This window comes from Legionella clemsonensis (assembly GCF_002240035.1).
Taxonomy (GTDB): domain Bacteria; phylum Pseudomonadota; class Gammaproteobacteria; order Legionellales; family Legionellaceae; genus Tatlockia; species Tatlockia clemsonensis.
Window position 1 is genome coordinate 1,399,340 of sequence record NZ_CP016397.1, and the last position, 13,569, is coordinate 1,412,908.

Below are 13,569 nucleotides of genomic sequence, written 5' to 3' on the forward strand. Positions count from 1 at the left end.
AACTCTCCCTTGAAATTATTAATTTAAACCCATATATACCGGTCTAACCCAATTATTTTATTAAAAAATCTGGAGATTTATAAATGGTGAGTAAGCAGCAAACAATGGGCTTTCAAACTGAAGTAAAGCAAATGTTGCATTTAGTCGTTCATTCCCTGTATTCCAACAAAGAGATATTTTTACGTGAATTAATTTCAAATGCTTCGGATGCCTTGGACAAGCTACGCTTTCTTGCTCTCTCAGATTCTTCTTTATATGAAGGAAATTCTGATTTGCGTATCGTTGTTGATTTTAATGAAAAGAATCGCACTATTAGTATTAAAGATAACGGTATTGGTTTAAGTTGGGATGAAGCTGTTGAGAACTTAGGAACGATTGCAAAATCAGGTACCAAAGAATTCGTCAGTCATTTAACCGGAGAAAGTGCAAAAGATGCTCATCTAATTGGTCAATTTGGAGTGGGATTTTATTCGGCATTCATTGTCGCCGATAAAGTTACTGTAAAAAGTCGTCGAGCAGGACTTAAACCGGAAGAAGGTATTGTTTGGCAGTCCAAGGGTGAGGGCGAATTTACTATTGGCCAGGAAAAGAAAGCGGAACGGGGTACTGAAGTTATTCTTCATTTAAAGAAAGAGGAGGATGAGTTCTTAAGTGATTGGCGGTTGCGCAACATTATTACTAAGTACTCTGATCATATCTGTTGGCCAGTGGTCATGAAAAAAAGAGAGGATGAGAATAAGGAAACCAAGGAATTTGAAACTGTCAATAAAGCTACTGCACTGTGGACATTACAGAAGAATGAAATCAGTGATGAAGATTACAAAACACTTTACAAGCATATTTCTCATGATTTTCAGGATCCTTTAATCTGGTCACACAATCATGTCGAAGGAAAACAGGATTACATCAGTTTACTGTATATTCCTTCCCATGCACCTTTTGATTTGTGGCAACAAGAAATGAAGCACGGTTTAAAACTATATGTAAAACGTGTGTTCATTATGGATGATGCCTCCCAGTTTCTGCCAAGATATTTACGCTTTGTGAAGGGAATTGTTGACGCAAGTGATTTGCCATTAAATGTTTCGCGTGAAATTTTACAAGAAAACAAACAGGTTGAGGCAATTAAATCGGCTTGTACCAAACGGGTACTTTCCATGTTGGAAAAATTGAGTAATCAAGAGCCAGAAACCTATCAAAAATTTTGGGATGAATTTGGTTTGGTTCTTAAAGAAGGACCTATTGAAGAGTACAGTAACCGTGAAGCCGTTGCCAAATTATTACGCTTTGCTACTACCAAAAGTGACTCTGAGAAGCAGAATGTATCGTTAACGGATTATGTGTCGCGTATGAAGGAAGGGCAAGATAAAATCTACTATCTGACTGCATCCAGTTACAATGCTGCGAAGAATAGTCCACATCTTGAAATTTTTAAGAAAAAGGACATTGAAGTGTTACTCTTAACCGATCGCATTGATGAGTGGCTGGTAGGCTACATGAGTGAGTTTGATGGCAAGAAGTTACAATCAGTCAGCAAGGGTAAAATTGATTTGGATGTTGCCGATGCACCTGAAATTAAAAAGCAGGAAGAGACTCTTGCACCGATGCTTAAGCAAATTAAAGAGGTATTAGGTGATAGAGTGAAAGAGGTGCAATTAACCAATCGCTTGACTGAGTCGCCAGCTTGTATTGTTGCTGATGAGCAGGATATGGGATTAGAAATGCAACGCATCCTGCAAGCTGCAGGACAACAAGTGCCTCAGGCCAAACCTATTTTTGAAATCAATCCAGAACATACGCTAATCAAACGCCTGCATGGTATAGAAGACGACAGTCGTTTTGCCGAATGGGTGGTTATGTTGTTTGAGCAAGCTGTACTGGCCGAGGGAGGACAATTGGATAATCCTGCTGATTTTGTCAGTCGAGTTAACAAGCTTTTACTAGAGGCTTAACTATTGTTTTTTGACTATATCTGGTTCAGTTAAATTTATCCTGCATGCTTAGCCATGCAGGCTCCATCCTTTCTCCATGCAATCATGACAAATTTCTATCTACATGAAGTAACGAGTTAAATGATACGAAGAAATCAGGGATATTACCTGGAATGGGACGTAATGAGGCATTGAATAATAATTTGTTCATTTTTGTTCATGCTGTCTTAATGTTTATATAATATACTGTGTTGAATGCGTTAAGATGAGTTAGAACATGCCTAAAGTTAAAGTGATTACTGGTAATTATAGAGAAGTCTGTAATAAGTTATTCTCCAAAGTTGCTGCAGATGGTTTCTGTGCAGGATCCTCATTTCAAGAAGCGGGTGATGAAATTTTAAAGGATATTCCCCGAGGTTACTTTGTCAGTTCAAATGGTAGAACCCATAAAGATTTAATGTCTACCTGGATAAATCCCAAAGTATCTAAAGCTTATAGCCAGGGAAATATTAATGCTTCTTTTTTCTTGCTTCCGTTCCAGAACTTCCTAACAAGTGTAGAAAATGAGCCTTATTTGGAAGAAATAAAAAAAAGTAAACAGCTAAATATGGAGTCCTATTTCTTCATGGATAGAAAAAATTTAAAAGAGATAAATTTTGCTTTTTATGACGATGAGGGGATTCCGTGCGGAGTATTCTTTATCTATTCTACACTTGCTCCGCAGCTTTGGTCCGCAGCTATAATACGCAATACTCCTGCAGCACCTGAAGAAAGAGAAGTTCTCTTTATGTCTGCGGAGAAAATAATTAAACACCCCGGAGATAAAGTGGTCAATGGTGGTGAGGCAAACAAACTTTTTTTGAGTTTCTTACGTTCCAAAAAAATTAAAAATATATTCGCGGGAATTATTAATAACAATGGAGCAGTTAATAACGCTAATCCTGAGCTATTAAAAGACATCACTCACTTACATCTTTGTCAAGCAGATATTGATGAGAAAACGAGGCAGCTTCGCATCCTAAAGGATAAAAAATTATCGGCTAAACAATTTAAAGTATGTCGATTGTTATTGCAGGAAAAACAGAAAAAAAATATTGAAATAACTAACAATTGGGTTCACTCTTGGAAGGAAGAGCACTCATATCCAGAGCTCGATCAAGCAGCTTCTCAATCCTTTTGGCAAAGGAATATTGGTAAAATTACTGTTGGTGCAGTAGCTGTTTTGGCCACAATAGGGCTTATATTAACGTTGACAGGAGTTCTAGCGCCACTTGGAATAGCTCTGGGCGGAGTAGCTGCTATTTTAGGCATTGTCGGTGCATCTATTGCTGGTGTTACGGCTGTGACTAGTGCTATAAAAACAGTACTGGATGAAAAAAAATTAGCAGATTATCAAGCTGAAATAAAAAGCATTGAGTTTACAGGACAAAAAAAGATTCAAGAAGTCAGCGAAAAAATGGATTTTGCAAATAATTCTGAACAAATTGCCCATGCTATCTTATTTGCTGACTTTAGCGCAGAAGAATTTGATACGCTCATGCAACAGCTGGAAAAAGCAGAGACAGTATTGGAAGAGGATTTACCTTCCGATTTTCAAAAGCAAGTTCAGGAACTAGAAACGGTAGTAGGCTTTCCTGAAGTCGCTACCGTTGCTGAACAACTTATTAGCAGCATACCCTCATCTCCCAAGGACATCATGGAAAAATCACAACCCACTACTAATCTTAACGGTACTATTACTGAAGACGTAGTATCTACAGGACTTGAGAGTAAATAGCTGTTTAGAGGAGTGTAAAATGGTGAGTTCATTTTTTGACAAAGATGTCCACTCTTCTGCTTATACCAGGCTATTAACAGAAAATGAGAAAAAAATGCGCCGAGAGCGGATTTCTCAAGCAGAAAAGGCGTTGCAACAATTCAAGCAGGAAATAGATGAGCGGTCCAAAAAGCTAAATCAAATCTCTTATTTTATTAAGGCCAAACATAAACTTTATGATCAACTGGTAATAGAGTTCCAAAACTCTCCTTCATCACAATTAGCTGAAGAGTTGGCTACTTTAGAACAGGCAATTAAGGAGCTTGACACGATGCTTGAGCAGAGTCACCCAGAGCAGGTTATTGCCCGTTTAAGTTCTCGATACGAGGAGTTAAAGGCCGAGTTTGAACAAAAAAAATCGGCCACTTAATGGTATAGAAACAATTAATTATCAGAGAGTCTTTTCAGCATTTCTATAAAACCTCTCCTTACTTGAGAAATTGAGAAAAGGGAAAAGCTCGCCAGAGTTGTTGGAGGCAAATTTAATCGAGTTTCTATTATCACGCCCATGCAAAATTTATAACAAATATTTAATTGTTATTTGCAAAAATAGAATTTTATTCATAAGGTTAAAGCAGTAGGTTTAGTTTAGAATTTTATAGGATTAGCAATGCAGGGAGCTAATATGACAACATCCAACTTTGATCAAAATAAAGCAGAAAAGTTTGCTGAAAATTTACTAACGATGATGAATCAGGCAGCTTTAACATTGATGCTCTCAATTGGTCATCGCACCAAATTATTCGATATCATGAGCAAAATGCCCTTTTCTACTAGCACTGAGATTGCTAAAAAAGCTAATCTGCAAGAGCGTTACGTGCGAGAATGGTTAAATGCATTGGTTGCCGGAGGTATTATCAGCTATAACGCAGATAACAAAAGTTATGGATTACCAGCGGAGCATGCAGCATTCTTGACGCGAGACGCTTCTCCTAATAACTTCGCAGTGATCGCTCAATTTATTCCTGTACTTGCCTATGTTGAAGATTCATTGGTGAACGCGTTTATTCATGGGGGTGGTATTCCTTATGAAGCTTACCCGCGCTTCCACGAAGTAATGGCAGAAGAAAGTGGACAGACTATCTTATCGGCGCTTCTCGATGAAATTTTACCTTTAATAGAAGGGGTGCTCCAAAAACTGAAAGAGGGTATCAACGTGTTAGATATTGGTTGTGGTTATGGGAACGCTTTAACTCTTATGGCAAAAAATTTCCCTAATAGTCAATTTACTGGTTATGATTTATGCAAGGAAACAATAGAGCATGCACAAAAAATAGCCAATGAAAACGCATTAACCAATATACAATTTATTCAAAAGGATTTGTCTGATTGGCATGAAAAAGAAAACTATGATTTGATTACTGCCTTTGATGTTATTCATGATCAAGCAAAACCTGCCAAGGTATTAAAAGGAGTTTTTAATGCTTTGAAGCCTGATGGTGTTTTTCTTATGCAAGATATAAAATCCTCCAGTAGAGTGGAAAAAAACATTGGTAGTCCTATAGCACCTTTTATTTACGCAATTTCCTGTATGCATTGTATGACTGTTTCGCTCTCGCAAAATGGAGCTGGATTGGGTGCGGCGTGGGGAGAAGAATTAGCAGAACAAATGCTAAAAGAGGCTGGTTTCAATAACGTTGAAAAGCATTATTTAGAACACGACATTATGAATACTTATTATATTGCAAGAAAATAGTGTAGCTACAGCGTGATTTTTAGCCATAGAATGATGTTTAAGTAGTCAAATGAACGTGAGGGATGTGTAAAATTTGTAAGCATCGCTCAGAGCTTGTCCGCGGAGCCAGGATGGAAATTATGCTAAAATACTAGACCCCGCGGACAAGCCGCGGGGCGTAAGCAGAGATGTGATTAAGAGACAGATGTTAAGTTGGGCTGATTATTTTTTCCCACTAATAGATTTGATGATTACTCGTCCGTTAAACGAAAATATTTTGTGCCAAAGTAACGTTGTAATTTTTTTCGGATGGTGCCGCGGCTGATTCCAAGCATTCTAGCGGCTTGTAGTTGATTACCACGTCGTTTTTCCATAACAGCTTGCAAAAGAGGCGGTTCAACTTCTGAGAGAATCATGTCATAAAGATCATCAATGGGTTTATTTTTATTCTCAGCTAAAAAACGCGTTACCAAACTATAAACCAGGTCTTGAAGACCTTGATCTTGTTTCACACTTTGAGAAGAAGAGGCTTGTGTATCAATGACATTCATCATAACTTCCTTATTCTAGTTAAATCATTCTATCCAAAATACTTTCATCATCATATGAAAGCAAAATTTATTGTACATGAAGGTTAATTGATAATCTAGAAGTAATCAAAAAAAGGCGTCTTATCCTGTTAATTCCTGCTTCACCAACTGTGCTAAACTGCAATCGGCTTTCTCATGGGAAAGGGAAAGTTTAAGTTGTTTAAGACGTGCTACCATACGTGCAATGACTTCATCATCTGTAAGCAATTCAGTGACTATTCGACTTAATTCCCGGGGGCTACAGTCATACTGCAAAAGTTCGGGTACAACCATTTCATTTTTTAATAAATTACATAGTCCTAAATATTTAACTTTTAACACTTGCATCGCCGCTATATAACTAATGAGTGAAGCTTTATAAATAATACACATGGGCTTTTCCAGTAGAGCGCATTCTAATGAGGCTGTGCCGGAAGCGACTATAACACAATCACTGCAGGCTACTACCTCAGTTGCTCTGCCTATCACAAAGGAAATACTTAAATTCGTTTTATTTTTAAAATAAGACGGTATGAGACTGGGCTTTAAGCTTTGTGCAATAGGAATGACAAAATGTAAATCGGTGTGTTGCTGAGTTAATATTTCAGCGGTTTCAACTAAAACCGGCATATGCTTTTCAATTTCATTCCTTCTGCTACCAGGTAACATGGCAATAATGCGTTTATTAGTGGGTAAATTTAAGTGTATCCGCGCTGTTTCCACATTATTGCAATGTTGGATTTTTTCAACGAGCGGATGGCCTACAAAAGATACTGGAACACCGGCTTTTTGATAAAGCGCTTTTTCAAAAGGAAGAATCACGGCCATTCTATCAATAGTTGCGCGAATGGTTTTAATGCGATTTGCCTTCCATGCCCAAATTTGCGGACTAATATAGTATAAAATACGAATACCCAATTTTTGTTTGGCAAATTTAGCCAGGCGTAAATTGAAGCCGGGATAATCAACCAAAATCAATAAGTCTGGCTTTATTGTTTCAAGATGATGTTTAATCGCGTTGAAGGCCTTTTTTATCACTTTAAGATGACGGATTACTTCAGTTAAACCGGTGACACCAAAGCGGGCCAAGTCACTTATAAGATGAACGCCTGCATTTTCCATATGACGCCCACCAATGCCACTAATTTGTAACTCTGGTTGCCACGTCTTAAGTTGATTCACTAAATGGGCCGCATGAATATCACCAGATTCTTCGCCGGCGATAATTACAACTCGTCTAGCAGAAGGCATTTCTTAGATCTAAATTAGTGTGAATTAAAGAGGTAATTTTTGCAGCAACCTCCAAGGCGTCACGCCCTTCTTCACCAGTCACTAAGGGCGTGGTATTATTTTCAATGCAGACTAGAAATGCCTTTATCTCTTCTAGCAAGGCATCACCTTTCTCAAAGACAGATTGATGCCTTGTAATCTCAGGAATGCCGGGAAACATTTCTCCCTCACCTTTTTTAAAAACGGCAAATTGCTTATTCTGATAATCAATTGAAATATAGGAATTGGGTTGGAAAATTCTGGTTTTACGTTCAGTTTTAAAACTAATACGACTGGCGGTGACATTAGCAACGCAGTGATTTTCAAACGTTAATCGAGCATTCGCTATATCGATGGATTTTGACAGAATAGGTGCTCCTTGCGCATCAATACTAATAATAGGACTTTTGACGATTGCCTGAATTAGATCAATATCATGAATCATCAAATCAAGGATGACATTGACATCTGTGCCTCGGGGATTAAAAGGAGCCAATCGTTGAGATTCTATAAATAGCGGATGTTCCAGGTGAGTGTCTAAAGCCAGTCTGGCCGCATTAAAGCGTTCAAGATGGCCAACTTGCAATTTAACTTGATGTTGTGTCGCCAGCGCAATTAACTCATTGGCTTGTGCAACAGTTTCTGTAATTGGTTTTTCAATTAAAACGTGGATGCCTTGTGCAAGACATTCTTTGGCTATTTCATAGTGTTTGTTGGTAGTTGCAGCGATACTTACTGCCTCTACTTTACCAAAGAGTTCGTGATAATCAAAAAAGGCAGGAACATTCAGTTCCTGGGAAACCTGCTCGCAAACCTCTCGGTTTACATCACAAATGGCAACTAAATCAGCATTGGGTAATATTTGGTATTTTTGAGCGTGAAAACGGCCCAGATAACCGACACCGATAACGGCACATTTAACCTTCTTCATAAGCACAATATTGACAATAATTTGTGCGAATGATCGCATTTCCTTACTAATAAATCAACGAATTCATGTTACAGCGGCGAGAGTATATGGTAGATTAAACCACCAAAAGATCAATAATTGTCCTATAAGTATTAATTATGCCCTTTTACAATTTTTTGGATGCCAAATCGAACTGGAATAGGTATCATCGCTCTTTTATGAAGGAAGGAGCTTTGGGGTGGAAATGTATATTGCAGGTGTTGATGAAGTCGGGCGTGGTCCTTTAGCAGGCCCTGTAGTGACTGCTGCAGTTATTTTGCATAAACCCATTGAAGGGATCACTGACTCTAAGAAACTTACTCCATTAAAGCGGCGAGAATTAGCGCTTAAGATTAAGGAAGAAGCCTTCTGCTTTGCCTATGGCCGCGCTGAAGTTGAGGAAATCGAAAAGTTGAATATTCATTATGCAACGTTGCTGGCTATGAAGCGTGCTATTGAAACTCTACCAATACAACCTCATGAAATTTGGGTTGATGGATTGTTTGTTCCTCAAGTTAACATCCCCTGTAAAGCGATTGTTGACGGTGATGGCCTAATTCCATCGATTGGTGCTGCTTCTATTTTAGCGAAGGTCTTACGGGATGAGGAAATGGAAAAAATGGATTTAATGTATCCCGGTTATGGCTTTGCCTCGCATAAAGGATATGCCACAGAGATGCATCGTAATGCTCTACTTGAGTTGGGACCTTGTGCGATTCATCGCAAGAGTTTTGCGCCAGTTATGGAACTTTTAGTCAATAGTGAAAGTTAAAACATTTATAGTCTTTATCGATTAAAAGACATGCTATTGAACAAAATGCGATGTGAGCTAATTGACATAAGAATCCCAAAACTAGTTAAAAAAGTAACCATTGCAGTGCCACCATAACTGACCAAAGGTAAAGGAATGCCAACGACAGGTAGAATACCCATCACCATGCCAATGTTCACAAATGCTGAGAGAAAGAATGTCATTGATAAGCTTGCAGCCAAAAGGCGAGTAAAACTTGTTTGCGCATTTCTTGCGATATAAAGGCCACGCAGCGAAATTAAAACAATCAGAGTAATTAAAATACTACTACCGACAAAACCAAATTCTTCGCCACTGACTGCAAAGATAAAGTCAGTCGCATGTTCTGGTAAAAAATTAAGATGGGATTGACTGCCTTCAAGCCACCCTTTGCCAAAAGCACCACCAGAACCAATGGCAATTTTTGATTGAATAATGTGATAGCCAGCACCCAACGGATCCTGCTCTGGATTAAGCAGAGTAAAGACGCGCTGTTTTGGTAATCATGCATGAAATGCCACAATAAAGGCGCTGCTCCAGCTATCATTACGACAAGCATTAAAAGGATTTTCATACTAATACCAGCAAGAAAAATCACACTTAGGCCAGCTGCGGCTACCATAATTGCCGTACCCAAATCGGGTTGCTTGGCAATAAGCAGGGCAGGGAAAAAAATTATCATTCCCGCAATTATTAATGATTTAAAATTAACGGATTGTGACTTACTATCAAAATACCAAGCAGTCATCATAGGAATAGCAAGTTTCATAATTTCGGAGGGTTGGAAACGAAATAAACCTAAATCCAACCATCGTTGAGCGCCTTTCCCAATTTTTCCCATTAGCATTACAGCAATCAGTAAACCTAATCCTATACCATAAATCCAGGGAGTCCAGACTTTATATTTATGAGGTGGAATCATCGCAAAAATCATCATCATCCCCATAGCAAATGCAAGACGCATGGACTGACGAAAAACCATACTCATATTTTGATTCGAAGCACTGTAGAGAACTAACATTCCAAAAATTATCAACATTACAAGCAAGCCTAATAGAGGCAGATCAGTATGAATGGATTTGGTAGTAAATCGATAGACAGGGCGTACAGAATGTGCTTTCATGATTTCTCTTCATTTTTCTTCAATTCAAAATAAGCATCCAACACTTTGCGTGCAACATTCGAGGCAGCAAAATCATTTTCAACAACTACAGCCAATGCAATTTCTGGCTCTTCATAGGGAGCAAAGGCAATGAATAATGAGTTGTCTCTTAAATATTCAGGAATCTCTTCATAGCGAACTTTGTCATATTGACGTCCACCGAAGACTTGAGCCGTTCCTGTTTTAGCGGCGACAGAATAGGGTGCAGTACGACCAAAACGATAACCCGTTCCTTCATTGCTTGTAATTACAGCCAGCATACCCTCAGCAACAGTGGTCCAATAATTGTCATCCTTAAGATGCATGGGATATTCTTCAAGAATTTTATATTCCTCAATTTTGCCATCATCGCTCTGAACTGCTTTCTGTAACAAGTGAGGTCGAAAGCGTTTGCCTTTCTGACTTAAAGAAGCTGTTGCGTTAGCTAGTTGCAAGGGGGTGGCTAACATAAACCCTTGTCCAATTGAGGTGATGACGGTATCGCCCGGATACCAGGAAACCCCCTTGTTTTGCAATTTCCAATGTTTATTAGGTACTAATCCCGGTGCTTCCTCATTTAAATCGATGTGTGTTAATTGGCCAAAGCCAAATTGTACAAGCATATCTTCAATAGCAGCGATACCTATTTTATGCCCAAGCTGGTAGAAATAAGTATCACAAGAAACGGTTATTGCTCGCTTAAGGTTAATGATACCGTGCCCCGTTTTTTTCCAATCACGATAAGCATGACTAACCCCAGGCAATCGGAACCAACCTGGATCATAAATACTATAACGGGCATCCACTGCTCCTTTTTCTAAACCCGCCAACCCCATAAATGGTTTAATGGTTGAGGCTGGAGGATATAATCCTCTTACTGCTCGATTATAAAGAGGGCGGTCGTGTGCTGTTACCAATTCTTGATATTCTTTGGCGGTTATTCCATTGACGAAAATATTGGGATTATAGCTGGGAGAGCTGACCATAGCGAGAATTTCACCGTTTTTGGTGTTGATAGCAACAACAGCGCCCCGTTTGTCTTTCAATGCCTCAAAAGCTGCCTGTTGTAAACGCGAGTCGATAGTTAGATATAGTTTTTCACCAGAGACCGGATTTTTTTTATTTAAAACACGCACCGTTCTACCACTTACATCAATTTCAACCTGTTGGTAGCCCACCTCACCATGTAATATGTCTTCATAAAATTTTTCAATACCTGATTTGCCAATAAAATTGGTCGCGCGATAATTGGTGAAATCTACCTGACGCAATTCTTGCACATTAATGCGTCCTACATAGCCTAAAATATGCGCTGCTACTTCACCTAAAGGATAAAAACGCATAAGTCTTGCTTTGATATTGACCCCGGGAAATTGGTATTGATTACTTGCAAAAACAGCGACTTCTTCCTGACTTAATTTAAGTTTTAAAGGAATGGGAACAAAGGAGCGATTTTGTTTTCGCGTCTTGTGAAAATTATCAATATCTTCTTCAGTAATGGAAGGAAGTAAATTCTTAAGTTTTTCCAATGTCTGTGTCATGTTTTTAACGCGTTCCGGAATAATTTCCAACACATAGACGGGAATATTTTCTGCTAAAACAATGCCGTTTCTATCAAGGATAATGCCCCTCGGAGGAGCAATAGGAATTACATTCATTTGATTTTTTAGAGACAGAGTCTGATAGCGTTTGAATTGAGAAACTTGTAAGTAAGCGAGGCGAGCAAAGAGGATAAATGATAATAAAATCATAAGAATTAACAGCAAATTTAATCGAAAGCATTGTAGCTGAGCGTCCCTCCGATCATTTTTTACAGATTTATTTAAACGCATATTAAGTTGCTGTGAGATAAAGAAATAAAACAGCACATCTTAGCGCAAAATCTCATCGATGGTAAGGGTGATTATGAAGAATCGACCAAGCCCTATAGAGCGCTTCCAATAAAACAATACGGACTAAAGGATGAGGAAGTGTTAACTTTGATAAAGACCATCGTTCTTGACAGCGGTTAAGCACTTCAGGAACCAGTCCTTCAGGGCCTCCAATGACAAAACACACATGACTAGCAATGTTTTGAAGCTGTTCAAGTCTTTGAGCCAAATTTTCACTACTAAAGGTTTCGCCTTGCATATCTAAAGCAATAATTCGGGCATTAGAGGGAAGGGCTGCGATAATTAAAGAAGCTTCTTTGTCTAAGATTCGGGCTAAATCACTGGCCTTTCCACGCTTGGTTAAAGGAATTTCAATAAGGTTAAAATTGGAGTAGTCCTGTAGACGTTTTGAAAATTCGGAAACCGCTTCATTAACCCAGACAGGCATTTTATTCCCACAGGCAATTAATGTGATTTTTATCATAATTATTTTATTTCAGGGTTTTGCCAGAGGCCTTCCAGATTATAAAAAGATCGAACATCAGCCTGCATCACATGAAGTACAAAATCACCGAAATCCACTAATACCCATTCACCAGTTTCCAAACCATTCTGGCTCAGTGGTATTAAATTTTCTGCTTTCATTTTTTCAATAACCAATTCGGCAATGGCTTTAACATGTCTTGAAGAGCGACCACTGCAGATAATCATGTAATCAGTGACAGACGTTTGTTGAGTCACATCAATAGTTATAATATCAATCGCCTGATTATCATCCAGGGTTTTCACAAGTTTCTTTAACAGTAAGGGTTGCTCAGACATAGTGGGTAAAAAATTTCTTCAAAGGGGATGAATAATACCAGTAATTCAATAAAGTCTCAAAGAGATTCAGGGTAAAATTATACTTATTCTAAATAAACAACAAGGTGTCATTCTGAGCAAAGCGCAGGATTCAATAGGTATCGGAGGTTCTACTTGCAGAAGCTCCTTCATGCGGCTTTGCCGCATTCTGGATGACGAAATGCAAAATTGTATTATAGTAGAGCTATAACGAAATGACATAAAAATAATTTATAGAAATTATTTATACATTGCCTGCATACGCCGCGCTAATTCTTCTTCAGAAACATCCTCTACATGGGTGGCAATGTACCAGGAGTGTCCAAAAGGGTCTTCCAGGCAACCACTGCGATCACCATAGAACTGATTCTCAACTTTGCGAACAAGTTTGGCCCCGTGTTTAACTGCCAATTCAGCCACAGCATCCACATCTTTTACATAGAGATGAAGACCCACAGGAGAGCCTCCAAAAGCTTCAGGACTCTTTGCATTCATTTCAGGACAAGCGTCAGCGAGCATAAATTTTGAGTCACCAATAGTTAGCTCTGCATGACCTATTTTCTTGTCAGGTGTTTCCATGCACATTGCAACGGTGGCTCCGAATACCGTTTTGTAGAATTCAATCGCTTTAGTGGCATTATTCACAATTAAATAAGGAGTAATTGTTGCATAATCGTCTGGTTTATAAGTAGTCATAATCTTTCCTTTTACATTAATG

General features: G+C 38.6%; 12 protein-coding genes and 1 pseudogene. 5 read left to right on the forward strand and 8 right to left on the reverse strand.

What is annotated here, in order from left to right; all coding sequences use genetic code 11:
• Positions 1 to 83 precede the first annotated feature (83 nt).
• From htpG to clem_RS06075, 4 genes are all read left to right on the forward strand, one after another.
• On the forward strand, positions 84 to 1,952 hold the full coding sequence (htpG, locus tag clem_RS06060; RefSeq protein WP_094090815.1) for a molecular chaperone HtpG: 1,869 nt from the start codon (positions 84 to 86) through the stop codon (positions 1,950 to 1,952).
• Between the two features lie 256 nt (positions 1,953 to 2,208).
• Positions 2,209 to 3,708, forward strand: coding sequence for a hypothetical protein (locus clem_RS06065; protein ID WP_094090816.1), 1,500 nt, complete (start codon positions 2,209 to 2,211; stop codon positions 3,706 to 3,708).
• Positions 3,709 to 3,727: 19 nt separating this feature from the next.
• Positions 3,728 to 4,117, forward strand: coding sequence for a hypothetical protein (locus clem_RS06070; protein WP_094090817.1), 390 nt, complete (start codon positions 3,728 to 3,730; stop codon positions 4,115 to 4,117).
• A gap of 255 nt (positions 4,118 to 4,372) precedes the next feature.
• A complete protein-coding gene (locus tag clem_RS06075; protein WP_094092285.1) occupies positions 4,373 to 5,443 on the forward strand; it encodes a class I SAM-dependent methyltransferase in 1,071 nt (356 codons plus the stop codon).
• A 230-nt stretch (positions 5,444 to 5,673) separates the two neighbouring features.
• Here the strand turns inward: clem_RS06075 and clem_RS06080 are convergent, their stop codons facing one another.
• From clem_RS06080 to clem_RS06090, 3 genes are all read right to left on the reverse strand, one after another.
• On the reverse strand, positions 5,674 to 5,973 hold the full coding sequence (locus clem_RS06080; protein ID WP_058448872.1) for a helix-turn-helix domain-containing protein: 300 nt from the start codon (positions 5,971 to 5,973) through the stop codon (positions 5,674 to 5,676).
• Positions 5,974 to 6,093: 120 nt separating this feature from the next.
• Complete coding sequence (lpxB, locus tag clem_RS06085; protein ID WP_094090818.1) at positions 6,094 to 7,242, reverse strand: lipid-A-disaccharide synthase; 1,149 nt, start codon at positions 7,240 to 7,242, stop codon at positions 6,094 to 6,096.
• Complete coding sequence (locus clem_RS06090) at positions 7,229 to 8,191, reverse strand: Gfo/Idh/MocA family protein (protein ID WP_094092286.1); 963 nt, start codon at positions 8,189 to 8,191, stop codon at positions 7,229 to 7,231. Before clem_RS06090 ends, lpxB begins: the two co-directional genes overlap by 14 nt.
• A 223-nt stretch (positions 8,192 to 8,414) precedes the next feature.
• On the opposite strand from clem_RS06090, the gene rnhB reads away from it, so the two are divergent.
• Complete coding sequence (rnhB, locus tag clem_RS06095) at positions 8,415 to 8,981, forward strand: ribonuclease HII (protein WP_094092287.1); 567 nt, start codon at positions 8,415 to 8,417, stop codon at positions 8,979 to 8,981.
• 14 nt (positions 8,982 to 8,995) lie between these two features.
• On the opposite strand, the pseudogene rodA reads toward rnhB, so the two are convergent.
• The 5 genes and pseudogenes from rodA to clem_RS06120 form a co-directional block, all read right to left on the reverse strand.
• Positions 8,996 to 10,122: pseudogene (gene rodA, locus clem_RS06100) on the reverse strand (rod shape-determining protein RodA).
• The gene (gene mrdA / locus clem_RS06105) at positions 10,119 to 11,972 is read right to left on the reverse strand and encodes a penicillin-binding protein 2 (protein WP_094090819.1); all 1,854 of its coding nucleotides are present in this window, start codon (positions 11,970 to 11,972) and stop codon (positions 10,119 to 10,121) included. Before mrdA ends, rodA begins: the two are co-directional and overlap by 4 nt.
• 52 nt (positions 11,973 to 12,024) lie before the next feature.
• Positions 12,025 to 12,495 carry a 23S rRNA (pseudouridine(1915)-N(3))-methyltransferase RlmH gene (gene rlmH / locus clem_RS06110; RefSeq protein ID WP_094090820.1) on the reverse strand — a complete coding sequence of 157 codons (471 nt, stop codon included), beginning with the start codon at positions 12,493 to 12,495 and terminating at the stop codon, positions 12,025 to 12,027.
• A 2-nt stretch (positions 12,496 to 12,497) separates the two neighbouring features.
• Positions 12,498 to 12,833 carry a ribosome silencing factor gene (gene rsfS, locus clem_RS06115; RefSeq protein ID WP_094090821.1) on the reverse strand — a complete coding sequence of 112 codons (336 nt, stop codon included), beginning with the start codon at positions 12,831 to 12,833 and terminating at the stop codon, positions 12,498 to 12,500.
• Between the two features lie 258 nt (positions 12,834 to 13,091).
• Positions 13,092 to 13,547: a VOC family protein gene (locus tag clem_RS06120; protein ID WP_094090822.1), complete on the reverse strand. Its 456-nt coding sequence runs from the start codon at positions 13,545 to 13,547 to the stop codon at positions 13,092 to 13,094.
• Between the last annotated feature and the right edge of the window lie 22 nt (positions 13,548 to 13,569).

Coding starts and splice junctions, on each gene's coding strand:
- clem_RS06120 (WP_094090822.1), bottom strand. CDS start 13,547: ATGACTACTTATAAACCAGACGATTATGCAACAATTACTCCTTATTTA.
- rlmH (WP_094090820.1), bottom strand. CDS start 12,495: ATGATAAAAATCACATTAATTGCCTGTGGGAATAAAATGCCTGTCTGG.
- rsfS (WP_094090821.1), bottom strand. CDS start 12,833: ATGTCTGAGCAACCCTTACTGTTAAAGAAACTTGTGAAAACCCTGGAT.
- clem_RS06065 (WP_094090816.1), top strand. CDS start 2,209: ATGCCTAAAGTTAAAGTGATTACTGGTAATTATAGAGAAGTCTGTAAT.
- lpxB (WP_094090818.1), bottom strand. CDS start 7,242: ATGCCTTCTGCTAGACGAGTTGTAATTATCGCCGGCGAAGAATCTGGT.
- htpG (WP_094090815.1), top strand. CDS start 84: ATGGTGAGTAAGCAGCAAACAATGGGCTTTCAAACTGAAGTAAAGCAA.
- clem_RS06090 (WP_094092286.1), bottom strand. CDS start 8,191: ATGAAGAAGGTTAAATGTGCCGTTATCGGTGTCGGTTATCTGGGCCGT.
- clem_RS06075 (WP_094092285.1), top strand. CDS start 4,373: ATGACAACATCCAACTTTGATCAAAATAAAGCAGAAAAGTTTGCTGAA.
- clem_RS06080 (WP_058448872.1), bottom strand. CDS start 5,973: ATGAATGTCATTGATACACAAGCCTCTTCTTCTCAAAGTGTGAAACAA.
- clem_RS06070 (WP_094090817.1), top strand. CDS start 3,728: ATGGTGAGTTCATTTTTTGACAAAGATGTCCACTCTTCTGCTTATACC.
- rnhB (WP_094092287.1), top strand. CDS start 8,415: ATGTATATTGCAGGTGTTGATGAAGTCGGGCGTGGTCCTTTAGCAGGC.
- mrdA (WP_094090819.1), bottom strand. CDS start 11,972: ATGCGTTTAAATAAATCTGTAAAAAATGATCGGAGGGACGCTCAGCTA.